This is a genomic window from Acrocarpospora catenulata (genome assembly GCF_018476525.1).
GTDB classification, from domain to species: Bacteria; Actinomycetota; Actinomycetes; order Streptosporangiales; family Streptosporangiaceae; genus Acrocarpospora; species Acrocarpospora catenulata.
The window spans coordinates 197,082-220,970 of record NZ_JAHCST010000003.1; the positions used below are offsets into that span (position 1 = coordinate 197,082).

Sequence of the window (23,889 nt, forward strand, 5' to 3'; positions counted from 1 at the left end):
CCACGATGAGCTGAGCTGACGTTGTGAATCCGAGTCCAAGTTGGGGCTTTACAGCGCCCCCGCGTGCCGCCTACGGTCCCATAGTGAATGACCAATCTCTAGTTTCGCCCCCACCGGAGCGCGCCGTGGGGTGCGTGCCGTTCCGCAGTGCTGCGGACCGCGACGACGGACGCCGAGCACGGCGTGTCCGCGGACCCCGGCCGTCCGACCCGTAAGGAGCCACATGGGGGACTACCTGCGCGACGCCATCACATTGGGCGGCGTGTACGTACTGTTCAGCCTGGGCCTCACGCTCTCGTGGGGAGTACTGAACATCCTCAACCTCGCGCACGGCAACGTACTCGTCGCCGCGGCGTTGAGTGCATACCTGCTCACCACCCAGGTCGCTCTGCCGATGGCGCTGCTGCTGCCCGCGTGCATGCTCGTGGGGGCGCTCCTCGGCCTCGGGCTGGAACTGCTGGTCTTCCGGCCGATCCGGGCCCGCGCCGCCGACGAGGAGAGCACCCAGTTGGCTGTGCTCATCGGCAGCGTCGCGGCGGGGGCGCTGCTGTACGCGATCGCCGAGCGCATCACCGACGGCCGGGTGCGCGCGGTCGATCCCGGCACGTTCACGGTCACCGACTACCTGGTGGCCGGGGTGCGGGTCAGCAACCTGCAGCTCCTGATCGTCGGGGTCTCCCTCGTGCTGAGCGTGCTGCTCGCGCTGCTGGTCAGCCGTACCCGCCACGGTCGCGCCCTGCGCGCCATCGCGGTGGACAGGGTGACCTGCGGGCTGCTCGGCGTGCCCACCGCGCGGCTCGCGGCGGTCACCATGGCCACCGCGGGGGCGCTGGCCGGAGCGGGTGGCCTGCTGCTGGCACTCCACCTCGGCTCGGTGGAGGCGAGCATGACCGAATCGCTGCTCCTCAAGGCCTTCGCTGTGATCATCATCGGCGGGGTGGGCAGCGTCGGGGGCGCGATCCTCGGGGCGTACCTGCTGGCCGGTGCCGAGGTGTTCTCCGTCGCTTACCTGGGCTCCGGCGTCCGTGACGCCGTGGTGTTCCTGGTGATCCTCGGGTTGCTGTTGCTCCGCCCGCAGGGTTTGTTCGCCCGTACCGCCTGGCAGCGGTCATGATGCTCGCCGCGGCCGACTGGTTCGGCGCGGGCGACAGCACGATCCGCACCGCGTTGGTCTACGTGCTGCTCGCGTACGGCATTCACCTGGCGCTGCGGACCGGGACCTTCTCCCTCGCGGCTGTGGCGACCTACGGCACCGGCGCCTACACCGCCGGTGCGCTGGCGCTGGACGGGTGGTCGCCCGTCGCGGCGGTCGCGGCGGCGGTGGTCCAGGCCGCGGTCGCCGGGCTGGTCCTGGCCCTGGTGCTCGCCCGGCTGCGCAACCTGTACCTGGCGATGGCCACGCTGGCCGCGGTGCTGCTGGTCCACGTGCTGGCTCTGGAGTGGGAGTCGGTCACCGGGGGCGCGCTCGGGCTGCTGGGCATTCCGCGCGGCGTCACGGTTCCCCAGCTGTTGGTGATCGTCGCGCTCTGCACGCTCGCGGTGGCGCTCGGGGAACGCGGGCGTACCGGCCGGATGCTTGAGGCGCTGCGGCTGGACGACCAGCTCGCCGCGAGCGTCGGGATCGACGTGGTGCGGGCGCGGCGGGTGGCCTTCGTGCTGAGCGCCGCGCTCGGCGGGCTCGCCGGGTCGCTCTCGGCACTGCAGTTCAGCGTGCTGACCCCCGACGAGATCTCGTTCGCGCTGATCGTCGACGTCCTGACGATCGTGGTGATCGGCGGCACCGCCGCCTGGTACGGCCCGCTCATCGGCGCGGTGGCGCTGGCCTGGCTGCCCGAACTGCTCCGCTGGACCGGCGACCTGCGGCCGATCGTGCAGGCCGCGATCGTGGTCGTCCTGGTGGTCTGCGCCCCTGACGGCGCGGCCGGCCTGATCCGCGCCGTCGCCGCTCGGCTGCGCCGTCTCCGTCGCCGGGAGAACGGGCTGGACGTCGTACCCGCCGTGGAAGGAGCCGTCCGATGACCGCCCTGATGGAGCTCCACGACGTGGCGGTCCACTTCGGTGGGGTCCGCGCGGTGGACGGCGTGAGCCTCACGATCGGCGAAGGCTCGGTGCACGGGATCGTCGGCCCGAACGGCTCGGGCAAGACCACGCTGCTCAACGCGATGTCCGGCCTGCAGCCGCTCACCGCGGGCCGGATCGCCCTGCGCGGACAGGATGTCACCGGGCTGGCCGGCCACCAGATGAGCCGGGCCGGAGTGGTGCGGACCTTCCAGTCCATCCGGCTGCTGCCGTCCCTGACCGTGTACGAGAACGTCCTGCTCGGCGCGGAGCACACCCGGGGCCGCCGTCACACCGCGGAGACCACCGCCGGCGCCCGGGCGGCCCTCGCCCGGCTGGAGATCACCCACCTCGCCCGGCGACACCCGGACGAGCTGTCCTACGGGACCCGCCGCCGCGTGGAGATCGCCCGCGCCCTGGCCGGATCTCCGGCGCTGCTCCTGCTGGACGAACCGCTCGCCGGGATGAACCGGTCGGAGCGCACCGAGCTGATCGACACCCTCCGCCGTCTCGGCGGTGAGGGCGTCACCCAGGTCGTGATCGAGCACGACGTGCCCATGCTGCTGGACGTCTGCGACCACATGTTCGTCATGAGCTCGGGCCGGCTGCTGGCCGAGGGCCATCCCCCCGACGTGGTCGCCGATCCGCGGGTCCGCGAAGTCTACTTGGGACGCCACCATGACGCTGCTTGAGGTCAACGGGCTGGTCGTACGCTACGGCCGGCTCACCGCGGTGCACGGTCTCGACCTGACCGTGGCCGAGGGCGAGGTCGCGATCCTGCTCGGCGCCAACGGCGCGGGCAAGAGTTCCACACTCGGCGCGATCAGCGGCGTGGTGCCCGTCGCGGCCGGTGAGGTGCTCTTCGCGGGCAGGCGGCTCTCCGGACGGCCCCCGCACGTGATCGCCCGCAGCGGGCTGGTCCAGGTGGCGGAGGGACGGCGGATCATCGGACCGCTCACCGTCCGGGAGAACCTCGAACTGGGCGGTTACGCCGTGCGCTCGGCACGCCTGCGGGGCGAGCGCATCCGCATGGTGACCGACCTGTTCCCCGAACTCGGGCCGCTCGCCGACCGGCCGGGCGGCCTGCTGAGCGGCGGCGAGCAGCAGATGCTCGCGATCGGCCGGGCCCTGATGGCCGATCCGCGGCTGCTCATGCTGGACGAGCCGTCGATGGGCCTGGCGCCGGTGGTCACCGACCGCGTGATCGACGCCGTCGCCGACATCGCCGCGCGGGGCACCGCCATCCTCATGGTCGAGCAGAACGTCTCGGCCGCCTTCCGCGTCGCCACCACCGCCCACGTCATGGAGCGCGGCGAGATCACCCTGTCCGGTCCCGCCTCCGAGGTCGCCGGCAGTCCGCACGTGCTCCGCGCCTTCCTCGGCACCGCCGACACCCCCCAGGTAATAGAGGAGACCACGCCATGACCGTTCGCTTCCGTCGATGGCCGTCGGCCGTCGCCGCGCTGCTCGCCGCCACCCTGCTCGCCGGATGCGGCGGCGGCGCCGACACCTCCGGTTCGGCCGGTACGGCGAGTCCGGCCCGGCCCGCCGAGTTCAGCATCGACTTCGTGCTCGACCAGACCGGTGTCGTCCAGGTGTTCACCGGCGCCGTGAAGGAGGGCTGGGACCTGCGCATCGACCAGGCCAACCAGCAGGGCGAGCTGCCGGGGACGACCCTGCGCACCCGCATCCACGACACCCAGAGCGACCCCAAGGTCGGCGCCGGCCTGATGTCGGAGGTGGCCGCCTCCGACGCCCCTCTCGCGGTGTTCGGGACCAGCAGCTCCATCGCTCCCGCGGTAGCGCCGATCGCCCAGTCGGCGGGGCTGCCACTGGTCACCCTCTACTCCGGCGGCCCCGGCGTGGTCGACGCGGGCGACCACGTCTTCCGGGTGACCGCGCCGCAGTCCTCCTACCACCACCTGCAGAGCGCCTACTTCGCGAGCGAGGGGGTCAAGCGCGTCGCGATCGTCTACAACAACGACGTCGGCACCCTGAAGAACCTGGCCGAGGAGTTCTACCCGGAGGCGGCCGGAAAGGACGGCTACGAGATCGTGCACAGCGCCGGGGTGTCGGCGAAGGCGACCGACCTGTCCGCGGAGCTGACCGGGGTGCTCGCCGCCAAGCCGGACGCGGTGCTGATGCTGGTGCTCAGCCAGCAGAACACCTCCATCGTCACCCAGCTCCGCCGGGCCGCCTTCCCGGGCATCATCGCCGGTCAGCCCGGCATCGGCCGGCAGGCGCTGGAGGCGCTCGGGTCCGCCGCGGACGGCGTGGTCTATCCGATCGACTTCACCGCCGACATCGCGGCGCCGTCGGGCAAGGCGTTCGCCGAGGCGTACCGGGCCCGCTACAACAAGGACCCCGACACCTTCGCGGCCTCCGGTTACGATGGCGCGACCATGGTGATCGAGGCGTTGAAGGTGACCACCGGGTTCGACCGGGAGTCGATGCTCGCGGCGCTGAACAAGGTGGCCGCCGCCGGTTTCGACGGCGCCGTGGGTCCGCTGCGCTTCGAGAACCGGGACGCCAGGGTGGCCGGGATGATGGTGCGCTGGACGGAGGGCCGCGAGGTCCCGCTGAACGGCACCGGAGGCTGATCGACCATGGCCATCGATGTGGAGCGCCTGATCGACCGGCGCAACGACGACCGGTGGAACCGGATGGCCGTCGGGGACATCCTCGAACGCGTCGCCTGGGCCGAGCCGGACAAACCCGCGCTGATCGCCGCCCCCGAGGCGGTGGCCGACCCGCGGTACGCGCGGGTGGGGTACCGCCAGGGGGACCGCCTGGCCAACCAGGTCGCCAACGCCCTGCTCGCGCTGGGTCTGCGGCGCGGCGACCGGGTGGCGATGTTCTGCGAGAACTCGGTGGAGGCGTACCTGGTGAAGCTCGGCATCGCGAAGGCCGGCCTGGTCGCGGTGCCGATCAACACGATGATGGCCGGCGATCTGGTGGTGCACATGCTCCGCCACGTGGCGGCGGAGGTCGCCGTGGTGGACGCCGACCACTGGGCGGAGCACGGCGCCGCGTACCAGGCCGCCACCGGGATCATGCCGGTGGCCGGGATCCGCGGCGGCGTCCCGCTGCCCCCGGGGGTGCCGGAGTTCCACGACCTGGTCCGCGACATGCCCGACACCGAGCCGGACGTCCGGATCCACGGGGACGACATCTGGGAGATCCTGCCGACCTCGGGCACCACCGCGATGCCCAAGGCCGTGATGGTCTCGCACACCTACTCCTACTCCGCGGCCTTCGCGCACGCGCTGTCCTATACCCGGGGACTGGCCGTGGAGTCGCAGGTGCGCATCTGCACCTACCTGCCGATGATCTTCCACATCGGGGACCACGCCTACCTGCTGGCCGCGTTCCTCTCCGGGGGCACGGCGGTGCTCGGGCGCAGGCCCACCGGCGCGGCGATCGCGGCGACCGTCACCCGGGAGCGGATCACCGCGCTGTGGGGCGGTTCGCCGCAGTTCCTCGCCGAGCTCGCCCGCGCGGTCCGGGACGAGCCCGGCCGTTTCGACCTGTCCAGCATTGAGGTGATCATCTACGGCTGGTCGGCGATGCCGCCTGAACTGACCGACGAGCTCACCGAGATGTGCGGCGGCCGGGTGCAGTTCGTCGGCATCTTCGGCCAGACCGAGGCCATCGCCTGCCACCGGTTCTGGCCCAACTCCCGGCCGGAGCTGCACCGGCGGACCGCGCCGCAGACCAACTACGTGGGCGTCCCCGCGCCGCTGCTCGGGTCCACGGTGGTGGACGCCGACGGCCGGTCGCTGGCGGACTCGCCAGGGGTGCCGGGCGAGGCGGTGTACCGCTCCCCGGCGATGTTCTCCGGTTACTACCGGGACGAGGCCGCCACCCGGAACGCCTTCCGGCACGGCTGGTTCCACAGCGGTGACATGTGCAGTTACGGTGAGGACGGGCTGCGGATCATGGTCGACCGCTACAAGGACGTGGTGAAGTCCGGCGGAGAGAACGTCTCCAGCATCCGGGTGGAGTCGGTGCTCGGGCAGCATCCCGCGGTGTCCAGGGCCGCGGTGGTCGGCGTGCCGCACGAACGGTGGGGCGAGGAGGTCGTCGGGGTGGTGGTGGCGGAGCCGGGCGCCTCGCTCGACGAGCCCGACGTGATCGCCTTCTGCCGCGCCAGGCTGGCCGGCTACGAGACGCCGAAACGCCTGGTGGTGCTGGACGACCTGCCGAGCACGGTGGGCGGAAAGGTGCTCAAGTACCGGCTACGCGAGATGCTGCGCGACAGGCCCCCGACATGACCGGACCGGACGTCGGCTACGCGGTGTCCGACGGCGTCGCGGCCGTGACGATCAACCGCCCCGAGGTGCACAACGCCTTCCGCGAGCAGACGATCCGGGAGCTGATCGACGCCTTCGACCAGGCCGACGCCGACCCGGAGGCCGGCGTGGTGGTGCTCACCGGCGCCGGCGCGGAGGCGTTCTCCACCGGCGGCGACGTCAGGATGGAGGACGCCTTCGACCCCGCCGAGGGGCGCAGGATGGCCCGGCTGCTGATCAGGCTCGCCGAGGCGATCAGGGGCACCGGCAAGCCGGTGATCGCGAAGATCCGCGGCTGGTGCGTGGGCGGCGGCAACGAGCTCATCCTGCTCTGCGACTTCGCGATCGCCGCCGAGTCGGCCGTCTTCGCCCACACCGACTCGCGGCTGGGCAACTCCCCGATCTGGTACGGCACGCAACTGCTTCCCCGGCTGGTCGGCGACCGCCGGGCCAAGGAGATCCTCATGCTCGGCCGCCACTACCCGGCCGCCCGGGCCGCGGAGATGGGCTGGATCAACGAGGCGGTGCCGGACGACGAGCTCGACGCGGCGGTGGACCGGTGGTGCCGGACGCTGCTCGACGCCAGCCCCCAGGCGCTACGGCTGACCAAACTTTCCGTGGACACCACCGCGGACCTGTCGCTCCCGTCGGTACGGCACGGCTTCGAGACACTCAGCCACATCTACGGCAGCGCCGAGTTCCACGAGGGCACCACCGCCTTCCTGGAACGGCGTCCGCCACGCTTCCGCCGCTCAAACCCCAGAACCGGGGGCACCGAGATGGGACGGTAGAGTGTCGTTGCTCTACTGGCTGTAGAACAAGAGGATCTTTCCGCCGTGCCCATGAAACCGCTCGTGATACTGCTCGCCGTCCTGGCGCTGGCCGGGTGTGCGGGTGGTCAGACGTCGGGGCAGCCGGCGGCCGGGGACACCAGGTTCGTGGCCGGGGACGGGAAGATCCAGATCTTTGAGCCGGGGGAGCGGAAGCCGGCTCCCGCCGTACAGGGGCAGGCGCTTGACGGGTCCGCCGTCGGGATCACCAAGGACAAGGTGGTCGTGCTCAACTTCTGGGCGTCCTGGTGTGCGCCCTGCCGCGCCGAAGGTCCCATCCTGAAGGACGTCGCGGCCCGGACCAAGGCGAACGGGGTCGAGTTCCTCGGGGTGAACTTCAAGGACCAGAAGACCGCCGCGCTGGCCTACGATCGCACGCTGGAGCCGGGGTATCCGAGCATCCACGACCAGCAGGGGCAGGTGCTGCTGGGATTCCAGGGCACCGTGCCGCCCGCGGCCATCCCGTCGACGCTGATCATCGACAGGGACGGCAGGATCGCCGCCCGCGCGCTCGGCGCGGTCAAGTACCAGGCCCTGCTCGACGCCGTCACCAAGGTCAGCAGTGAATCTCTTTGACGTGAATCTCGCTGACACCGTCGCCTCCGGTTCGCTGCTGATCGCGCTGCCGATCGCGCTGCTGGCCGGTCTCGTGTCGTTCCTGTCGCCGTGCGTGCTTCCGCTGGTTCCCGGCTACCTGTCGTACGTGACCGGGATGACCGACGACCCCCGCAGGGGGCGGCTGGTGCTGGGCAGCGGGCTTTTCGTGCTCGGGTTCGCGGCGGTCTTCGTGGTCGGCGGCGCGCTCTTCGGCGGGCTCGGGGCGGCCCTGCTCGGCAACGCCGCGACCATCACCCGGGTGCTCGGGGCCCTCACCATCGTGCTCGGCCTGGCCTTCCTCGGCCTCATCCCGGGCCTGCAACGCGACTTCCGGGTGCACCGGCTGCCGGCGGCCGGGCTGGCCGGAGCCCCGCTGCTCGGCGTCGTCTTCGGCCTGGGCTGGACGCCGTGCATCGGCCCCACTCTGGCCGTCGTGCTCACCCTCTCCGTGGACCAGGGCAGCGCCGCCAGGGGCGCGCTGCTGGCGTTCGGGTACGCGCTGGGCCTGGGCCTGCCGTTCGTGCTGGCCGGGCTGGCCTACCGGCGCGCGCTGCACACCTTCCGTGCGGTCCGCCGCCACTCCCAGCTGATCACCCGGATCGGCGGGGGCATGCTGGTCGCGGTCGGGCTGCTGCTGGTCACCGGCCTGTGGGGTGAGCTGATCGCGGGCCTGCAGGTCTGGGTCGGCGGATTCGAGCCGGTGATCTGATGACCGTCGTCGACGAGGAGCAACGGCAGAGCGCCCCCCGCCCGGTCGGGCTCGGGGTGGTCGGGTGGCTGCGCTGGGGCTGGCGCCTGCTCACCTCGATGCGTACCGCGCTGATCCTGCTCTTCCTGTTCGCGCTGGCCTCGGTGCCCGGCTCGGTCTTCCCGCAGCGCGGGGTGGACCCCGGTCAGGTGGCCCGGTACTTCCGCGACGATCCTGGCAAGGCCGAGTGGCTGGACCGGCTCTGGCTCTTCGACGTGTTCCGCTCGCCCTGGTTCGCCGCGATCTATCTGCTGCTGTTCCTGTCGCTGATCGGGTGTGTGCTGCCGCGCACGCTGACCCATCTGAAGGAGATCCGGCGGCGTCCTCCGGCCGCGCCGCGCAACCTTGGGCGATTGCCGTACAGCGCGGAGTTCGAGGGTGAGCTGACCGTCGAGGAAGCCGCGGCGCGGCTGCGGAAGCGGCGGTTCCGGGTGGACACCGGGCCGGACTGGGTGGCCGCCGAGAAGGGCCACCTCCGCGAGACGGGGAACCTGGTCTTCCACGTCGCGCTGCTGGTGCTGCTGCTCGCGGTCGGCGCCGGCGCCCTGTACGGCTACCGCGGCAACGTCCTGGTGGTCGAGGGCGACGGCTTCGCCAACACGGTGGCCGCCTACGACCGGTACGTGCCCGGCAGCGCCGTCACGGCCGAGTCGCTGGAGCCCTTCTCCTTCACCCTCGACGACTTCCAGGCCAGCTACATCGCGCCCGGCCACGAGAAGCAGGGCCAGCCGCTGGACTACTCGGCCCGGCTGAGCGTCCTGGACACCCCCGGCGCTCCCGCGCGCACCTTCGACCTGCGGGTCAACGTGCCCCTGGACGTGAACGGCACGCTGACCTACCTGATCGGTCACGGTTACGCGCCCACCTTCCGGATCACCGACGGGGACGGGCAGGTGGCCTTCGAGGGCGCGGTGCCGTGCCTGGTCTCCAACACCGGCACCTACGAGTCCGAGTGCGTCATCAAGGTGCCGGACGCCAAGCCGCAGCAGTTGGCCTTCCTCGGGCGGTTCCTGCCGTCCACGCTGCCCGCCGGGGAGGCGTGGATCTCCGTCTTCCCCGGGGCCGCCAACCCGACCGTGCAGATCTGGCCGTTCGCGGGCGACCTGGGGCTGGACTCGGGGGAGCCGCAGTCCGTGTACGACCTCGGCGCGCACAAGAACATCAAGCCGCTCGGCACCATGACCGTACAGCCACGCCCGCTGGCCGTCGGGGAGTCCATGGACCTGCCCGGCAACGCCGGGAAGATCGAGTTCACCGGCGTCAAGGAGTGGATCACCCTCCAGACGACCTACGACCCGGGCCGGCTGCCCGCGCTGCTGGCCTCCATCGCCGCCGTGCTGGGCCTGGTGTTCTCGCTGACCGTGCGGCGCCGCCGGGTCTGGGTGCGGATGAAGGACGGAAGGGTCACGGTGGGAGGATTGACGCGCACTGAGGGCGCGAACTTCGCCGACGAGTTCGCCGAGATCACCGACTCCCTCCGGGGTCCCACTTCAGGAGAACGGGATGTCCGCTGAAAACCTGGCCACGCTGAGCGATCAGCTGATCCTGGCCGCGATCCTGCTCTACCTGGGTGCCATGATCGGGTACGCGCTGGAGCTCGCCTTCGCCCCCAAGCCCGCTCCCGTGCTGGTGGCCGCGAACGGGGACACCATCGAGCGGCCCGAGCCGCCGGTCGCCTGGCCGCTCCGGGCCGGGGCCATCGGGACCTTGCTGGCCTGGGTGGGCTTGGCGGCCAACGTGGGCGGCACGCTCACCCGGGGGCTCGCGGTCGGGCGGTGGCCGTGGGGCAACATGTACGAGTTCGTGGTGGCCATGGTGCTGGCCGCCGTGACCGTGTTCCTGGTCATGCAGGTGCGGTATCCCGTACGGTTCCTGGGCGCGTTCGTCTGCGTGGTGGGCGCGGTGGGGCTGGGGTTCGCGGCCCGCGTGCTCTACACCCAGGCGGGGCCCGTGGTGCCGGCGCTGGACTCGTACTGGGTGGCCATCCACGTGTCGGCGGCGGTGGCGGCCAGCGGGCTGTTCATCGTCGGCGGGGTGGCGGCGGTGCTCTACCTGGTGCGCGGCGACGGGCTGTCCCGGCTGCCCGGCAAGGCGGAGCTGGAGCAGGTGGCGCACCGGGTGATCGTGATCGCCTTCCCGATCTGGACGTTCGCCGTGATCTCCGGGGCGCTCTGGGCGGACAAGGCGTGGGGGCGGTACTGGGGCTGGGACCCCAAGGAGGTCTGGGCCTTCATCACCTGGGTCGCCTACGCCGCGTACCTGCACGCGCGGGCCACCGCCGGGTGGAAGGGCAAGGCGGCGCTGATCGTGTCGCTGGTGGCCTTCGGGTGCCTGATGTTCAACCTGGTGGGCGTGAACATCTTCTTCGGCGGGCTGCACTCGTACGCGGACGTGGCCAAGTAGGTGCGATCAGTCCTCGTCGCGTAGGCGGCGCTCCAGGTTCCGGAGGAACTCGGGGTCGTCGTCCGGGCCGCGCGGGGGTGTCTGAGGTGGTTGCGGCGGGGCGGGCGGGGCGGGCGTCGCCGACGGTCTTCCCGCCAGGAGCCAGAGCAGTCCGCCGAGGGCCGGGATCACCGTGATGAGCACCCACATGCCCTTGGGCAGGCCGCGGACCTGCTCGGCAGGGGTCGTGATCACGTCGAAGAGGCAGTAGAGCCAGAAGGCCAGCAACGCCAAACCGACCACCACGTTAGCCATGTCCAACACGTTAGGCCATGGTCTGGTGTGATCGGTGTGCCATCGCGATAGCCGTACATCATTAGGGATGACTCTGGCAGAACCACATCGTACGGTGGATCGGTACAAGCACCTTCCCGACACAGAGAGAGGTGCGATGGCGCAGCAGGGCGATGGAGGCCGCCACCGGCGAGGGAAACGGTGGTGGCAGCGGGGCCAGGTGGGGGCCACCTATGTGTCGCCTTTCCGTGGGGTGGAGACCGCTGACCAGCGGTCGGACAAACATCAGGAACGGCATCCTGAACGACATCCGGACAGACGTCCGGAAACGCACATCGAGCGCGGGTACGCGGTCACCGCCCCGGTGGTGGACCGGCCGCAGTACACCTGGCGCGACTTCGAACTCGACGACCAGCCGGCCAGGGCGGCACCGCACCGCCCCGACCGGCCCGACATCCGGGACGGCAGGCGGCACTGCGGGGCGCTGGAGCGGGTGCTGTACCGCCAGTGGGACGCCGCCGACGGGCCGCCCTCGGCGGACGCGGTGCGGGCGGTGGACAGCCTGGCGCGGCTGCCGGACCGGCTCAAGGAGATCCTGGCCACAGGGTTGGACGGGATCTACGTCGGCCGGGGTGGGGTGCCCGATCTCGACGACATGGGGTACCTGCGTGGGGCTCCGTTACCGTCCGGGCGGGCGACCTGGGATATCTGTGCCGGTGCGTACGGCGATCGCAAGATCGTTGTGGGGGATCGGCCGAGTCCGACACCCGATGTCATGATGCATGAAGTCGGGCATGCGCTGGACGATGTGGACGCCCGTCCGGGAGAGTGGGTTTCGGACTCACCCGAGTTCGCCGCCCTCTACGAGGAATGCCGTCCGTTACTCGCGTCGGCCTTCCACAAGCAGCCGGGCAACCTCGGCCGCAAGGAGTTCTTCGCGGACGCCTTCGCGGCCATCGCGTCGCGGCAGCGTCCAGCTCTGGTGGACATGCTCGGCGGGAACACCCGGACGGCTCTCAACGTGATGCTCTTCTTCAACCGGCGCTACGGAATCTAGGTGGTCCAGCAATGTTCGTGATCCGGCTCGCTGACGGGACACTGCGCGTGCCGCAGTCGTTGACGAGCGATGACGGGCGCCTGATCGGCAACGCATATGTCGAGATCGCCCCAGGCGAGCCGGACTACGACCATTACCTCACCGAATCCATAACCGAAGAGGAAGAAGCCACCCGCCGCCGCCGCTGGCAGGACGAAAACGACGCTTTGGAACAGGAGTTCCTGGCTTTCAAAGCCGAACAAGATTGACTACTCCCCGTACGGCAGCGGGTAGATCCACGGTAGCCGAGGGTGGGTGGAGAGAGGGAAGCGACCGGCTGAGAGCGGTCGGGTCGCCGCGGCGGAGGCGCGGCCTGTGTCACGTGACACAGGTGACCCTGCGGCGTGTGGGGGGGCTCGCAGGATCACCTCGCGCTGGTCAGGTTCAGCCTGGTAAGGCTTAGTGCAGGTGCTACCAGTGGTGCTGGTGTGTGAAGCTCGGGTTTGGTGCCAGGTAAAACTGTGGTGCGTCAGACTCGCGGGGAGTCGCCGTTCGGCCGATCGGCCGTCAGGACGTCCTCTCCGCGAAGGAGGGCGTGTACTTCCGACTCGCGGAATCGCCGATGCCCTCCGGGGGTACGGATGCTGCTGATTCGCCCCGCCGCGGCCCAGCGTGTCACGGTCTTCGGGTCGACCCGGAAGAGGGCAGCAACCTCTCCAGGGGTCAGCAGTCGCTCGCTGCTACTCTCCACAATCTCTCCCCCTCGCATCCCGCGTCCTGCAGCGGGCGGACAGGTAACCAGTGTGCCGAGCGAAGCCTGATTTATCCGTGGTTTTCAGAGAAGATCACGGGTTGTTACCGGCTCAGTGCCCGATTGTTATATGATAGAGCCTCTTTGGGGCGCTCATGGGTGTTTCTTTACGAAAGCGCCACGATGGGAACCCTAGCAGTGCTCGCGTGGGATGCGAAGAGCGTCCACGATACGGGAGAGTGACGTAACCTCGACGCTGTGCGCGCGGTTATCGTTTACACCCTCTCCCGCCTGGGCCTGTTCGCCATCGCTCTGGGCGTGCTCTATCTCCTCGGTCTGCAGACCTACGCACTGCTGATCGCGGCTGTTCTGGTCAGTGGACTGGCCAGTTACGTACTGTTGTCAAAGCAACGGGACGCGGTCAGCACGCGGATCAGTGAGAGGCACCACCGGCCGGAGGGCAAGTGAGGAGCTAGCGCATCGGGAACATTCCGACTCGGGCATGGTACTCACGTCCGAGCCGTGTGGTGTCGCTTCCCACCAAAAGCCCGTTCTTTACCGCGAGAAACGCTTTCACCCCGATTCCACGCTCCCGAGTGGGATTCCAGGCAAGGGCCTTACCTGTCACCGGATGGATAGCCCCGATACCCGGCCGGGACACCGCGCCCTTACCTGCGGTGTCAGCCCCGAGGGGGTTGTCCAGCCAGCGCTGATGCCCGCCGACGTACACCGCCGCGCCGGTCGCGGCCACCGCGTAGAGCGAGTCGCCGCCGGTGTGGTTCACCCAGGTCGGGCGGATGTTCGTGCCCCGCGCGTACGTCTCGAAGCGGGCCGCGGTGTCACAGAGCTTGCCGGTGCCCGGCGCCGGGCCTCCGGTGGTGACGACCACGAAGTACCGCCCGTCCGGGGACAGGTCCAGCCCTCGTACGTACGACGGGAAGGCCTTGCGGCACTCGGGGGCGTACGCGGCGGTGTGCCAGTCGGCGACCCGGCCGGTGGTGAGATCGATCACTCCGAGCTGGGGGCGGGCCAGCCCGTCCAGCGTGGTGAAGGACCCGTCCAGCACCAGCCGGTTCGCGGTGGCCGCCATCGCGGTGACCGTGGTCTCGCCGCCCCGGCCGTCACCGGGAGTGACGTGGAAGCCGGGGTCCACGGCGCCGGTGACCGCGTCGAGCCGGGCCAGCGCGATCCTGGTGGTGCCGCCGATCCGGTTGAAGTCCCCGCCGACGAAGAGGTGCGGCCCGTGCCGTACCAGACTGGTGACCTGGCCGCCGTAGGTGGCGGCGGTGAAGGCCCGGTCGGGCGACCCGTCGGCGAGCGAGAGTCTGACCAGCCCGCGACTGAACGAGCCACCCGCGAAGACCGTGTTGCCCGGCCCGGGGGCGAGCGAGAGCACCGGTCCGTCCATCTGCGGCCGGAAGCCGGGGTCGATCCGCCCGGTACGCAGATCGAAGGCGAACAGGTTGTGGCGCGCCAGCTTGGCGCGACCGCCGGCGTTCTGGACCGTGCTGAACTTGCCGCCGACGACGACCGTCCGCCCGACCACGGCCAGCGCGTTGACGATGCCGTCGAGCACGTGCGGCGTGTGGTCGACAGGGTTGGCCGAGACCACCTTCGACTGTTCAACACCCGCCCAGGCCGCGCCACCGGGAAGCAACAGCGCCACCGCGACTACGGTAAGCAATCTTCTGCCATGCATTCCCTCAGTCCTAGCACACTTAAAGTAGTCGCATAGTCACGTTAAGCAATTGGCGTGACCACTTGGGCTTGGCCGCGCCCAGAGCGGAGGAGGGAGGACACAGGCTCCCCGGCGGCCAAGCCCCGCCGATCCGGAGGATCGGCCGATGTCACAGCCCCCTCTAGGCTTGGGTCATGACTCGCGCTTTCCTCGACAAGCAGCCGCATGAAGTTGCCGCGATGTTCGATCGCACGGCCGAGCGGTACGACCTGGTCAACGATGTTCTCTCGCTGGGCCAGGACCGGTTGTGGCGGAAGGCCACCGCGCGGGCCGTGGACGCGGGTCCCGGGGAGCTGGTGCTGGATCTGGCCGCAGGCACCGGCACGTCCACCGATGCGTTCACCAGACTCGGCGCGCGGGCCATCGCGTGTGACTTCTCACTCGGCATGCTGCGCACGGGGGTGGCGCAGCGGGGGAGTTCCGGGCTTTCCGGAGGCGTCAACGGCGTGAGCTTCGTGGCGGGGGACGGGCTGCGGTTGCCGTTCGCGGACGGGGTCTTCGACGCGGTGTCGATCTCGTTCGGGCTCCGGAACATGGCCGACACCGGCCTGGCCCTGACCGAACTGCTGCGCGTCACCCGTCCCGGCGGCCGACTGGTGATCTGCGAGTTCTCCCGGCCGACGCTGCGCTCCTTCGACGTGGTCTACCGGCAGTACCTGATGCGCCTGATTCCCCCGGTGGCCCGCGCGGTCAGCTCCAACCCCGACTCCTACGTCTACCTGGCCGAATCCATCCGCGACTGGCACGACCAGGCCGAGCTGTCGAAGATCATTCAGACGGCAGGCTGGAGCCGGGTCGCCTGGCGCAACCTGAGCATGGGCATCGTCGCCCTGCACCGCGCGACCAAGCCCGAGTCCGCCTGATTGTCACCCGATCGCGACTTTTTCGGACGTCTCGCGAATTAACAGCCACCCTTTCGTTTCCAGTCCCAGGGGATGCCCGGCGCAATTCCCTCCGGCAATCGGCTTTCCAGGCCGAATATGTTTGCCCGGCCGCGCCGGTGTCTGGACTGAACGGAGGGAGCGCAGCGACCGGAGAGAGGGAAGACACCGGCTGCGAAGCGGCCGGGCCGGCGAGCCGAAGGCTCGCCAATAAACACAGACTGGAAAGCCACGTTATCCTGGGCTATTCACACGTATTATGGGCTGGTTTGCTGGAGGGAGACTGCCGGTGGCGCCGGAACTCAGCCCGACCGTCTGTCGGCGTCGTCTCGCGGTAGAACTGCGCCGGTTACGTGAAGCCGTCGGCCTCAGTGGCGTTCAGGTCGCCGACCAGCTCAAATGGTCCACCTCGAAGATCTCCCGCCTGGAGAACGGCCAGATCCTGCCGCGCGAGCGCGATGTGCGCACCCTGCTCACGCACTACCGTATCGGCTCCACCACCAGCGAGTTCCTGCTCGAACTCGCCTCCAGGGCGGAGAGCAAGGGCTGGTGGGACGCCTACGCCGACACGCTGCCGGAGTCGTACGTGACCTACGTCGGCCTGGAGTCGGCGGCCGAGGAGATGCTCACCTGGCAGTCCCGCGGCATCCCCGGCCTGCTCCAGACCGTCGCGTACGCGCGGGCCCTGAACAGCACCGAGACCTTCACCCGCCTGTCCCCCGGCGAGGTGGAGCGCCGCACCCAGGTCCGGGTACGGCGCCAGGGCCTGGTCATGGACGGCACCCTGAAGGTGAGCGCCGTGGTGGACGAGTCGGCGCTGCTGCGCAGGTTCGGCACCGAGGAGGTCATGCGGGACCAGCTCCGCCACCTGCACGAGCTGGCCGGGCTGCCCAACGTCTCGGTCCGGGTGCTGGCCCTGGACGGCCCCCACCCCATCGACTCCGACAGCTTCGTAATCCTGAAATTTCCCGAAATCAACGGTTTTGGACCGCTGTATGGGGACGTGGTGTACCTGGAGAGCGTGGCGGGCGGCACGTTCCAGGAGGACGAGGCCACCACCTACCGGTTCCGGCTGCTCCTGGACCACCTGCGGGACGCCGCGTTGACCGAGGCCGAGTCCATGGAGCTGATCGCGGCCCGAGTCGGCCTCTGAACGGCCGCAGCGGCAGTCAAGTCGGGGCACCAGTCAAGTTGCCCGGCCTTAGCCTGGAACGACCTGTAGTGTTGTTGTAAAGGTGCTTTGTAAACCCCTGCCGGATTTCTCAGCGGGAGATCGCGGGTATACCCACCCCGGTTTCCGGGAAGAGGATGCGGCGATGGCGGCAGCCAGTGGCAAGCGGATCGATTGGCGTAGGAGCACACTGAGCGGCGTGAACGGGGAATGCGTGGAGGTGGCGTTGGTCGGCAACGCCGTCGCGGTCCGCGATTCCAAGCACCCGAGCCGTTCTCCCCTGCTCTTCACGCCGGGGGAGTGGACGGCATTCCTGGCGGGGGTGCGCGCCGGTGAATTTGACCTGTCAAATTGGGAACCCGCCGAGCCAGATTACCGGGAGTGACTGACAGGACTGGTGGATTTGGGGGATCATGGCATCCCGTCGTACCCACCCCCGCCCTGTCCCTGGGACACGGGCGTCTTCATAATTGGAGAACGTTCATGCAGTCGCCGCACGACTGGTTCAAGAGCAGCTTCAGCAGTGTCAGCGGTGAGTGTGTGGAGGTGCGCTTAGGCGACCGGGTGGGGATGCGCGATTCCAAGAACCCCCAGGGCGCCGTCCTGGACTTCCCCCGCGACGTGTGGGCCGACTTCATCGCCTCACTCAAGGCTGAGTAAAACCTGCGTAGATCCGCGGGCAAGCCCCCCGCGCCGGAGGCGCTGCCCTGGACGCAGCGGCCAGGGCCGCCACGCCCGGAGGTGCGGGCGATGACACTCCCCGAGCTAGAGTGGTTACCGGCTGGTATCCAGCTACCCCCTAACCAATCGGTTGCAGGTAGGACTAGACTGCGGCGCGACAAGTTTGTGAAGAGGTTCACAAAGGCACGAAAGCCTTGACCCCCTGGCTTTCGTCCTAGGACAGGACAGGTCCCGTGAGCGAGTCAGGACCCGCTGCGAAGCGGAGCGCGGTGGACGCCGACGTGATCGTCGTTGGCGCCGGCCCCGCCGGGTCGACTACTGCCTATCACCTGGCCCGCTCAGGGCTCACCGTGCTGCTGCTGGAGAAGACCAGATTCCCGCGCGAGAAGGTGTGCGGCGACGGTCTCACCCCCCGCGCGGTCAAGGAACTGCTCGCGATGGGCGTCGACGTCGACGCCCCCGGGTGGACCAGGAACAAGGGCCTGCGCGTGGTCGGCGGCGGCCGCTCCTTCGAGCTCTCCTGGCCGGAACTCCAGACCTACCCCGACTTCGGCCTGGTCCGCACCCGCCAGGACTTCGACCAGATCCTCGCCGAGAACGCCGAGCGCGCCGGCGCGATCCTCCGCCAGGGGGCCAACGTGTCCGGCCCGCTGCTCGACGAGCGGAGCGGCCACGTGATCGGCGTGCGGACCCAGTCCGGCGAGGAGTACCGCTCCCGCCTGGTGGTCGCCGCCGACGGCAACTCCACCCGGCTCTCCCTGGCCATGGGCCTGCACAAGCGCGCCGACCGCCCGATGGGCGTGGCGGTCCGCACGTACTACACCAGCCCCCGGCACGACGACGACTACCTGGAGATCTGGCTGGAGCTCTGGGACGGGGACCGTCTGCTCCCCGGGTACGGTTGGATATTCGGAGTGGGCGACGGGACCTCCAACGTGGGGCTCGGCCTGCTCAACACAAGTGAATCTTTCAAGAACATCGACTACCGCGACCTGGTCCGGCGATGGGTCCGGCACATGCCCGCCGACTGGGGTTTCACCGACGAGAACATGACCGGCCCGATCCGGGGCGCGGCGTTGCCGATGGCCTTCAACCGGCAGCCGCACTACACCCGTGGCCTGGTCTTGGTCGGCGACTCGGGCGGCATGATCAACCCGTTCAACGGCGAGGGCATCGCGTACGCGATGGAGAGCGGCAGGATCGCCGCCGACACCATCGTCACGGCGCTGGCCAAGCGCACGCCGGCCGAGCGGGAGCGCACTCTGCGCGCGTATCCGGGGATACTCAAGGACGCGTACGGCGGATACTTCACGCTCGGGCGGCTGTTCGTGGAAGCGATCGGCAAACCGGGGGTGATGAGCTTCCTCACCCGGCACACGCTGCCGCATCCGGGACTGATGAGGTTCGCCATGAAGCTGCTCGCGAACCTCACCGACCGGCGCGGCGACGCGTCCGACCGGATCATCAACGCCCTGTCCAAGGTCACACCGCCGGCATGACTATCGTGAATCGAACCATCATGATCTCTATCACCGAGAGGACGCCTTAAGCGATGGAGCTCTACGCGCCCATCCTGGTGCTCGCGGTCCTCGCGGCGGGATTCGCCGTCTTCTCCGTGAGCATCGCCCCCTTCACCGGGCCAAAGCGCTGGAACCGCGCCAAGCTGGACGCCTACGAGTGCGGCATCGAGCCCACTCCGCAGCCGGTCGGCGGCGGCCGCTTCCCGCTGAAGTACATGATCACCGCGATGCTTTTCATCGTCTTCGACATTGAGATCATCTTCCTCTATCCGTGGGCGGTGGCCTTCGACAAGCTCGGCGTGTTCGGGCTTGTCGAGATGGTGCTGTTCATCGTCACCGTGCTCGTGGCGTACGCCTACGTGTGGCGCCGCCGCGGCCTGGACTGGGACTAGTCATGGGTCTTGAAGAGAAACTCCCCAGCGGGTTCGCCCTCACCACCGTGGAGAAGGTGGCCGGGTGGGCCAGGAAGCGCTCCGTCTGGCCGGCCACCTTCGGCCTGGCCTGCTGCGCCATCGAGCTGATGTCCACCGGCGGCCCCACCCACGACCTGGCCCGGTTCGGCATGGAGCGGGCCTCGGCCTCGCCCAGGCAGGCCGACCTGATGATCGTGGCCGGCCGGCTCTCCCAGAAGATGGCGCCGGTGCTCCGCCAGATCTACGACCAGATGGCCGAGCCCAAATGGGTCATCGCGATGGGCGTCTGCGCCTCCAGCGGCGGCATGTTCAACAACTACGCGGTCGTGCAGGGCGTGGACCACGTGGTGCCCGTGGACATCTACCTGCCGGGCTGCCCGCCCCGGCCGGAGATGCTCATCGACGCGATCGTGAAGCTGCACGACAAGATCCAGAACACCAAGCTCGGCGCGCAGCGCGAGAAGCAGGTCCAGGAGCTCGAACTCCAGGCGCTGCGCACGCTGCCGCTGATCGACCAGGGGGCGGCCCAGTGACCGACAACCTGCCGCAGCACACCCCGGCCCCGCAGGACGAGCCAATCGCCAGGACCGGCATGTTCGGCGTCACGGGCACCGGCGACACCTCCGGCTACGGCCGTCTGGTGGTGCGCCGCGCGCCCCAGCTGGACACCCCCCGTCCGTACGGGGGCTACTTCGACGAGCTGGTGGACGGCCTCGGCGAGGACCTGGTGACCCGGGTGGTGGTGGACCGGGGCGAGCTGACCCTGCACGTGGCCAGGGAGCGCCTGGTGGAGGCGATGCGGAAGCTCCGCGACGACCCGGCGCTCCGGTTCGAGCTCTCGCTCGGCGTCTCCGGCGTGCACTACCCGGAGGAGACCGGCGAGGAGCTGCGCGCGGTCTACCACCTCTGCTCGATCACCCACAACCGCCGGGTGCGGGTCGAGGTGGCCGCGCCGGACAGCGACCGGCACATCCCGTCGACGGTCTCGGTGTACCCGACCCACGACTGGCACGAGCGCGAGACCTACGACTTCTTCGGCATCATCTTCGACGGGCACCCGGCGCTGACCCGCATCGAGATGCCCGACGACTGGGACGGACACCCCCAGCGCAAGGACTACCCGCTGGGCGGCATCCCCGTCGAGTACCGCGGCGCGGAGATCCCGGCGCCCGACCAGAGGAGGTCGTACGCATGACATCCCAGACCGAGGAGACACAGGCTCAGGCTCAGGCGAGCGACGCCACCGAAGGCCGGGTCTACGACGTCGCGGGCCAGGACTGGGACGCCATGGTCAGCACCGTGCTGGACGCGGACGAGGAGCGGCTGGTCATCAACATGGGCCCGCAGCACCCGTCCACGCACGGCGTGCTCCGGCTGGTCCTCACCCTGGACGGCGAGACGGTCACCGAGGCCCGCACGGTCATCGGCTACCTGCACACCGGCATCGAGAAGAACATGGAGTTCCGGACGTGGACCCAGGGGGTCACGTTCGTCACTCGCATGGACTACCTGTCGCCGATCTTCAACGAGACGGCGTACTGCCTGGCCGTGGAGAAGCTGCTCGGGATCACCGACCGCATCCCCGCCAGGGCCGAGGCGATCCGCGTCATGATGATGGAGCTCACCCGGATCTCCTCGCACCTGATGGCGATCGGCACCTACGGCATGGAGCTCGGCGCCACCACCCCGTTCCTGTTCGGCCTGCGCGAGCGCGAGATGGTGCTCGACGTGATGGAGTACATCACCGGCCTGCGGATGAACATGGCCTATATCCGGCCGGGCGGGGTCAGCGTGGACCTGCCCGCCGGAGCGATGGACAAGGTCGCCGAACTGCTCAAGGAGATGCCCAAGCGCATCAAGGACATGCGCAAGATCCTGGACGCCAACCCGGTCTACACCCGGCGGACCAAGGACATCGCCTACCTCGACCTGACCGGCTGCATGGCGCTCGGCATCACCGGGCCGATGCTGCGGGCCGCCGGGCTCCCCTGGGACCTGCGCAAGTCGCAGCCCTACTGCGGGTACGAGACCTACGACTTCGAGGTGCCCACCGAGGAGTCCTGCGACGTGTACGGGCGGTACCTGGTCCGGGTGGCCGAGATGGAGGAGTCGCTCAAGATCATTGAGCAGGCTCTGGAACGGCTGGCCGGGCCACTCAAGGCCGGCCCGGTGATGATCGAGGACAAGAAGATCGGCTGGCCCGCCCAGCTGGCCCTGGGTCCCGACGGCCTGGGCAACTCGCCCAACCACATCGCGCACATCATGGGCTCCTCGATGGAGGCGCTCATCCACCACTTCAAGCTGGTGACCGAGGGCTTCCGGGTGCCGGCCGGCCAGGTCTACGCCTCGGTGGAGTCGCCCCGCGGCGAGCTGGGCGCGCACGTGGTCAGCGACGGCGGCACCCGGCCGTACCGGGTGCATTTCCGCGATCCGTCCTTCACCAACCTGCAGGCCGTCCCGGCCACCTGTGAGGGCGGAATGATCGCCGACGTCATCTCGGCGGTCGCCTCGATCGACCCGGTCATGGGAGGTGTGGACCGGTGAGCTACGCACCCGAGGTCCGCGAGCGTCTGGAGAGCGACGCCAAGGAGATCATCGCCCGCTACCCGCGCCCGCGGTCGGCCCTGCTGCCGCTGCTGCACCTGGTGCAGTCGGAGGACGGCTACGTCTCCGACGACGGCCAGGAGTTCTGCGCGGAGCTGCTCGGCCTGACCAAGGCCGAGGTGGTCGGCGTCTCGACGTTCTACACCATGTACAAGCGCAGGCCCGCCGGTGAGTACCACGTCGGCGTCTGCATCAACACGCTCTGCGCGGTGATGGGCGGCGACCAGATCTGGTCGGAGCTGACCGAGCACCTGGGCGTCGGCCACGAGGAGGCCACCGCCGACGGCAAGGTCTCGCTGGAGCGGCTGGAGTGCAACGCCGCCTGCGACTTCGCCCCCGTGATGATGGTCAACTGGGAGTTCTTCGACAACCAGACCCCCGCCTCCGCCAAGCAGCTGGTGGACGACCTGCGGGACGGCAAGGACATCACGCCGACCCGGGGCCCCAAGCGGCTCTGCACCTTCAAGGAAGCCTCGCGGGTCCTGTCCGGTCACCCCGACGACCTGGCCGGCGAGGGCCCCTCGGCCGCCGGCCCGTCCCTGGAGGGCCTGCGCATCGCCAAGGCCAACGGCTGGGAGGCCCCCAAGTGACCACGTTGACCCCGGTCCTGACCAAGAACTGGGACCAGCCCAACTCCTTCACCTTGGAGGGTTACGGCGACTACGCCGCCGCCCGCAAGGCGCTGGGCATGGACCCGGACGCCGTCATCCAGGCGGTCAAGGACTCCGGCCTGCGCGGGCGCGGCGGCGCCGGCTTCCCCACCGGCATGAAGTGGGGCTTCATCCCGCAGAACGACGGCAAGCCGCACTACCTGGTGGTCAACGCCGACGAGTCCGAGCCGGGCACCTGCAAGGACATCCCGCTCATGATGGCCAACCCGCACGCGCTGATCGAGGGCATCATCATCACCTCGTACGCGATCCGGGCCAACCACGCCTTCATCTACGTGCGCGGCGAGGTCCTGCACGTGATCCGGCGGCTGCACGCGGCGGTCCGGGAGGCGTACGAGAAGGGCTATCTGGGCACCGGCGTGCTCGGTTCCGGCTTCGACCTGGAGCTGGTGGTGCACAGCGGCGCCGGGGCCTACATCTGCGGCGAGGAGACCGCGCTGCTGGACTCGCTGGAGGGCTTCCGCGGTCAGCCCCGGCTGAAGCCGCCGTTCCCGGCGGTGGCCGGCCTGTACGCGGCCCCCACGGTGATCAACAACGTGGAGTCCGTCGCCTCGGTGCCCTCCATCGTGGCCAACGGCGCCGACTGGTTCGCCGGCATGGGCACCGAGAAGTCCAAGGGCTTCGGCATCTTCTCGCTGAGCGGCCACGTCACCCGCCCCGGCCAGTACGAGGCCCCGCTCGGCATCACCCTGCGTGAACTGCTCGACATGGCAGGCGGCATCCGGGAGGGCCACCAGATCAAGTTCTGGACCCCCGGCGGCTCCTCCACGCCGATCTTCACCGACGAGCACCTGGACGTGCCGCTGGACTTCGAGTCGGTGGGCGCCAAGGGCTCCATGCTCGGCACCCGGGCCCTGCAGATCTTCGACGAGACCACCTGCGTGGTCCGCGCCGTGCTCCGCTGGACCGAGTTCTACGCGCACGAGTCGTGCGGCAAGTGCACCCCCTGCCGGGAGGGCACCTACTGGCTCAAGCAGGTGCTGAAGCGGCTGGAGGCGGGCCAGGGCTCCGAGGAGGACCTGACCACCATCACCGACATCGCGGACAACATCCTCGGGCGCTCGTTCTGCGCCCTCGGGGACGGCGCCACCAGCCCGATCCACAGCTCGGTGAAGCTCTTCCGCGACGAGTACCTGAAGCACTTCGAGATCGGCGGCTGTCCGTTCGATCCCGCACTGTCGACTGTGTGGGGGCCCAAGTGACCATCCAAGCAACACAGCCC

Annotated in this window: 28 protein-coding genes; 25 read left to right on the top strand and 3 right to left on the bottom strand. The window is 69.5% G+C overall.

Annotation, left to right across the window (positions count from 1 at the left end):
* Window positions 1–223 precede the first annotated feature (223 nt).
* The 11 genes from KIP79_RS04565 to ccsA are packed head-to-tail and all read left to right on the top strand — an operon-like array spanning window position 224 to window position 10,928.
* Complete coding sequence (locus tag KIP79_RS04565; RefSeq protein WP_214103371.1) at window positions 224–1,114, top strand: branched-chain amino acid ABC transporter permease; 891 nt, start codon at window positions 224–226, stop codon at window positions 1,112–1,114.
* Window positions 1,111–2,019, top strand: coding sequence for a branched-chain amino acid ABC transporter permease (locus KIP79_RS04570; RefSeq protein ID WP_214103372.1), 909 nt, complete (start codon window positions 1,111–1,113; stop codon window positions 2,017–2,019). The genes KIP79_RS04565 and KIP79_RS04570 overlap by 4 nt, the downstream gene beginning before the upstream one ends.
* On the top strand, window positions 2,016–2,750 hold the full coding sequence (locus KIP79_RS04575; protein WP_214103498.1) for an ABC transporter ATP-binding protein: 735 nt from the start codon (window positions 2,016–2,018) through the stop codon (window positions 2,748–2,750). The genes KIP79_RS04570 and KIP79_RS04575 overlap by 4 nt, the downstream gene beginning before the upstream one ends.
* Complete coding sequence (locus KIP79_RS04580; RefSeq protein WP_250212647.1) at window positions 2,737–3,483, top strand: ABC transporter ATP-binding protein; 747 nt, start codon at window positions 2,737–2,739, stop codon at window positions 3,481–3,483. The genes KIP79_RS04575 and KIP79_RS04580 overlap by 14 nt, the downstream gene beginning before the upstream one ends.
* Window positions 3,480–4,658 (top strand): ABC transporter substrate-binding protein, encoded by a 1,179-nt coding sequence (locus KIP79_RS04585; RefSeq protein ID WP_214103373.1) that lies wholly within the window; start codon window positions 3,480–3,482, stop codon window positions 4,656–4,658. Before KIP79_RS04580 ends, KIP79_RS04585 begins: the two co-directional genes overlap by 4 nt.
* A gap of 6 nt (window positions 4,659–4,664) precedes the next feature.
* A complete protein-coding gene (locus KIP79_RS04590; RefSeq protein ID WP_214103374.1) occupies window positions 4,665–6,332 on the top strand; it encodes a class I adenylate-forming enzyme family protein in 1,668 nt (555 codons plus the stop codon).
* Window positions 6,329–7,141: an enoyl-CoA hydratase/isomerase family protein gene (locus tag KIP79_RS04595; protein WP_214103375.1), complete on the top strand. Its 813-nt coding sequence runs from the start codon at window positions 6,329–6,331 to the stop codon at window positions 7,139–7,141. Before KIP79_RS04590 ends, KIP79_RS04595 begins: the two co-directional genes overlap by 4 nt.
* 51 nt (window positions 7,142–7,192) lie before the next feature.
* On the top strand, window positions 7,193–7,756 hold the full coding sequence (locus tag KIP79_RS04600) for a TlpA family protein disulfide reductase (RefSeq protein ID WP_214103376.1): 564 nt from the start codon (window positions 7,193–7,195) through the stop codon (window positions 7,754–7,756).
* A gap of 1 nt (window position 7,757) precedes the next feature.
* On the top strand, window positions 7,758–8,486 hold the full coding sequence (locus KIP79_RS04605) for a cytochrome c biogenesis CcdA family protein (protein WP_214103377.1): 729 nt from the start codon (window positions 7,758–7,760) through the stop codon (window positions 8,484–8,486).
* Window positions 8,486–10,039: a cytochrome c biogenesis protein ResB gene (gene resB, locus KIP79_RS04610; protein ID WP_214103378.1), complete on the top strand. Its 1,554-nt coding sequence runs from the start codon at window positions 8,486–8,488 to the stop codon at window positions 10,037–10,039. Before KIP79_RS04605 ends, resB begins: the two co-directional genes overlap by 1 nt.
* On the top strand, window positions 10,029–10,928 hold the full coding sequence (ccsA, locus tag KIP79_RS04615) for a cytochrome c biogenesis protein CcsA (RefSeq protein WP_214103379.1): 900 nt from the start codon (window positions 10,029–10,031) through the stop codon (window positions 10,926–10,928). Before resB ends, ccsA begins: the two co-directional genes overlap by 11 nt.
* Window positions 10,929–10,934: 6 nt before the next feature.
* Here the strand turns inward: ccsA and KIP79_RS04620 are convergent, their stop codons facing one another.
* On the bottom strand, window positions 10,935–11,222 hold the full coding sequence (locus tag KIP79_RS04620) for a PLDc N-terminal domain-containing protein (RefSeq protein ID WP_214103380.1): 288 nt from the start codon (window positions 11,220–11,222) through the stop codon (window positions 10,935–10,937).
* 232 nt (window positions 11,223–11,454) lie between these two features.
* On the opposite strand from KIP79_RS04620, the gene KIP79_RS04625 reads away from it, so the two are divergent.
* Window positions 11,455–12,258, top strand: coding sequence for a hypothetical protein (locus KIP79_RS04625; protein ID WP_308169561.1), 804 nt, complete (start codon window positions 11,455–11,457; stop codon window positions 12,256–12,258).
* An 11-nt stretch (window positions 12,259–12,269) separates the two neighbouring features.
* Window positions 12,270–12,506 (top strand): hypothetical protein, encoded by a 237-nt coding sequence (locus KIP79_RS04630; protein ID WP_214103382.1) that lies wholly within the window; start codon window positions 12,270–12,272, stop codon window positions 12,504–12,506.
* A gap of 260 nt (window positions 12,507–12,766) precedes the next feature.
* Here the strand turns inward: KIP79_RS04630 and KIP79_RS04635 are convergent, their stop codons facing one another.
* A complete protein-coding gene (locus tag KIP79_RS04635; RefSeq protein WP_082776639.1) occupies window positions 12,767–13,006 on the bottom strand; it encodes a BldC family transcriptional regulator in 240 nt (79 codons plus the stop codon).
* A 240-nt stretch (window positions 13,007–13,246) separates the two neighbouring features.
* Between KIP79_RS04635 and KIP79_RS04640 the strand changes: the two genes are divergently transcribed.
* Entirely contained in the window at window positions 13,247–13,456 is a 210-nt protein-coding gene (locus tag KIP79_RS04640) for a DUF4229 domain-containing protein (RefSeq protein ID WP_214103383.1), read from the top strand.
* Between the two features lie 4 nt (window positions 13,457–13,460).
* Here KIP79_RS04640 and KIP79_RS04645 read toward each other — a convergent pair whose 3' ends face one another.
* Window positions 13,461–14,654 (bottom strand): delta-60 repeat domain-containing protein, encoded by a 1,194-nt coding sequence (locus tag KIP79_RS04645; protein ID WP_308169562.1) that lies wholly within the window; start codon window positions 14,652–14,654, stop codon window positions 13,461–13,463.
* 206 nt (window positions 14,655–14,860) lie between these two features.
* On the opposite strand from KIP79_RS04645, the gene KIP79_RS04650 reads away from it, so the two are divergent.
* The 11 genes from KIP79_RS04650 (at window position 14,861) to nuoF (ending at window position 23,869) form a co-directional block, all read left to right on the top strand.
* Entirely contained in the window at window positions 14,861–15,589 is a 729-nt protein-coding gene (locus KIP79_RS04650; RefSeq protein ID WP_214103385.1) for a demethylmenaquinone methyltransferase, read from the top strand.
* 307 nt (window positions 15,590–15,896) lie between these two features.
* Window positions 15,897–16,760: a helix-turn-helix domain-containing protein gene (locus tag KIP79_RS04655; RefSeq protein WP_214103386.1), complete on the top strand. Its 864-nt coding sequence runs from the start codon at window positions 15,897–15,899 to the stop codon at window positions 16,758–16,760.
* Window positions 16,761–16,923: 163 nt separating this feature from the next.
* On the top strand, window positions 16,924–17,163 hold the full coding sequence (locus KIP79_RS04660) for a DUF397 domain-containing protein (RefSeq protein WP_214103387.1): 240 nt from the start codon (window positions 16,924–16,926) through the stop codon (window positions 17,161–17,163).
* Between the two features lie 98 nt (window positions 17,164–17,261).
* Window positions 17,262–17,438, top strand: coding sequence for a DUF397 domain-containing protein (locus KIP79_RS04665; protein WP_214103388.1), 177 nt, complete (start codon window positions 17,262–17,264; stop codon window positions 17,436–17,438).
* A gap of 254 nt (window positions 17,439–17,692) precedes the next feature.
* Window positions 17,693–18,958 (top strand): geranylgeranyl reductase family protein, encoded by a 1,266-nt coding sequence (locus tag KIP79_RS04670; protein ID WP_214103389.1) that lies wholly within the window; start codon window positions 17,693–17,695, stop codon window positions 18,956–18,958.
* A 53-nt stretch (window positions 18,959–19,011) separates the two neighbouring features.
* A complete protein-coding gene (locus KIP79_RS04675) occupies window positions 19,012–19,371 on the top strand; it encodes an NADH-quinone oxidoreductase subunit A (protein WP_214103390.1) in 360 nt (119 codons plus the stop codon).
* 2 nt (window positions 19,372–19,373) lie between these two features.
* Window positions 19,374–19,925: a NuoB/complex I 20 kDa subunit family protein gene (locus KIP79_RS04680; protein WP_214103391.1), complete on the top strand. Its 552-nt coding sequence runs from the start codon at window positions 19,374–19,376 to the stop codon at window positions 19,923–19,925.
* Entirely contained in the window at window positions 19,922–20,587 is a 666-nt protein-coding gene (locus KIP79_RS04685; RefSeq protein WP_308169563.1) for an NADH-quinone oxidoreductase subunit C, read from the top strand. The genes KIP79_RS04680 and KIP79_RS04685 overlap by 4 nt, the downstream gene beginning before the upstream one ends.
* Window positions 20,588–20,679: 92 nt before the next feature.
* The gene (locus tag KIP79_RS04690; RefSeq protein WP_372453525.1) at window positions 20,680–21,936 is read left to right on the top strand and encodes an NADH-quinone oxidoreductase subunit D; all 1,257 of its coding nucleotides are present in this window, start codon (window positions 20,680–20,682) and stop codon (window positions 21,934–21,936) included.
* Window positions 21,933–22,586, top strand: a complete 654-nt coding sequence (gene nuoE / locus KIP79_RS04695; protein ID WP_214103393.1) for an NADH-quinone oxidoreductase subunit NuoE — start codon at window positions 21,933–21,935, stop codon at window positions 22,584–22,586. Before KIP79_RS04690 ends, nuoE begins: the two co-directional genes overlap by 4 nt.
* Window positions 22,583–23,869: an NADH-quinone oxidoreductase subunit NuoF gene (nuoF, locus tag KIP79_RS04700; RefSeq protein ID WP_214103394.1), complete on the top strand. Its 1,287-nt coding sequence runs from the start codon at window positions 22,583–22,585 to the stop codon at window positions 23,867–23,869. Before nuoE ends, nuoF begins: the two co-directional genes overlap by 4 nt.
* The last annotated feature ends 20 nt before the right edge of the window (window positions 23,870–23,889 follow it).

Excerpts from the sequence above, each read along its gene's own strand:
- KIP79_RS04565 (WP_214103371.1), top strand. The coding sequence starts at position 224 with ATGGGGGACTACCTGCGCGACGCCATCACATTGGGCGGCGTGTACGTA.
- KIP79_RS04570 (WP_214103372.1), top strand. The coding sequence starts at position 1,111 with ATGATGCTCGCCGCGGCCGACTGGTTCGGCGCGGGCGACAGCACGATC.
- KIP79_RS04575 (WP_214103498.1), top strand. The coding sequence starts at position 2,016 with ATGACCGCCCTGATGGAGCTCCACGACGTGGCGGTCCACTTCGGTGGG.
- KIP79_RS04580 (WP_250212647.1), top strand. The coding sequence starts at position 2,737 with ATGACGCTGCTTGAGGTCAACGGGCTGGTCGTACGCTACGGCCGGCTC.
- KIP79_RS04585 (WP_214103373.1), top strand. The coding sequence starts at position 3,480 with ATGACCGTTCGCTTCCGTCGATGGCCGTCGGCCGTCGCCGCGCTGCTC.
- KIP79_RS04590 (WP_214103374.1), top strand. The coding sequence starts at position 4,665 with ATGGCCATCGATGTGGAGCGCCTGATCGACCGGCGCAACGACGACCGG.
- KIP79_RS04595 (WP_214103375.1), top strand. The coding sequence starts at position 6,329 with ATGACCGGACCGGACGTCGGCTACGCGGTGTCCGACGGCGTCGCGGCC.
- KIP79_RS04600 (WP_214103376.1), top strand. The coding sequence starts at position 7,193 with ATGAAACCGCTCGTGATACTGCTCGCCGTCCTGGCGCTGGCCGGGTGT.
- resB (WP_214103378.1), top strand. The coding sequence starts at position 8,486 with ATGACCGTCGTCGACGAGGAGCAACGGCAGAGCGCCCCCCGCCCGGTC.
- ccsA (WP_214103379.1), top strand. The coding sequence starts at position 10,029 with ATGTCCGCTGAAAACCTGGCCACGCTGAGCGATCAGCTGATCCTGGCC.
- KIP79_RS04620 (WP_214103380.1), bottom strand. The coding sequence starts at position 11,222 with ATGGCTAACGTGGTGGTCGGTTTGGCGTTGCTGGCCTTCTGGCTCTAC.
- KIP79_RS04630 (WP_214103382.1), top strand. The coding sequence starts at position 12,270 with ATGTTCGTGATCCGGCTCGCTGACGGGACACTGCGCGTGCCGCAGTCG.
- KIP79_RS04635 (WP_082776639.1), bottom strand. The coding sequence starts at position 13,006 with ATGCGAGGGGGAGAGATTGTGGAGAGTAGCAGCGAGCGACTGCTGACC.
- KIP79_RS04650 (WP_214103385.1), top strand. The coding sequence starts at position 14,861 with ATGACTCGCGCTTTCCTCGACAAGCAGCCGCATGAAGTTGCCGCGATG.
- KIP79_RS04660 (WP_214103387.1), top strand. The coding sequence starts at position 16,924 with ATGGCGGCAGCCAGTGGCAAGCGGATCGATTGGCGTAGGAGCACACTG.
- KIP79_RS04665 (WP_214103388.1), top strand. The coding sequence starts at position 17,262 with ATGCAGTCGCCGCACGACTGGTTCAAGAGCAGCTTCAGCAGTGTCAGC.
- KIP79_RS04675 (WP_214103390.1), top strand. The coding sequence starts at position 19,012 with ATGGAGCTCTACGCGCCCATCCTGGTGCTCGCGGTCCTCGCGGCGGGA.
- KIP79_RS04680 (WP_214103391.1), top strand. The coding sequence starts at position 19,374 with ATGGGTCTTGAAGAGAAACTCCCCAGCGGGTTCGCCCTCACCACCGTG.
- KIP79_RS04690 (WP_372453525.1), top strand. The coding sequence starts at position 20,680 with ATGGTCAGCACCGTGCTGGACGCGGACGAGGAGCGGCTGGTCATCAAC.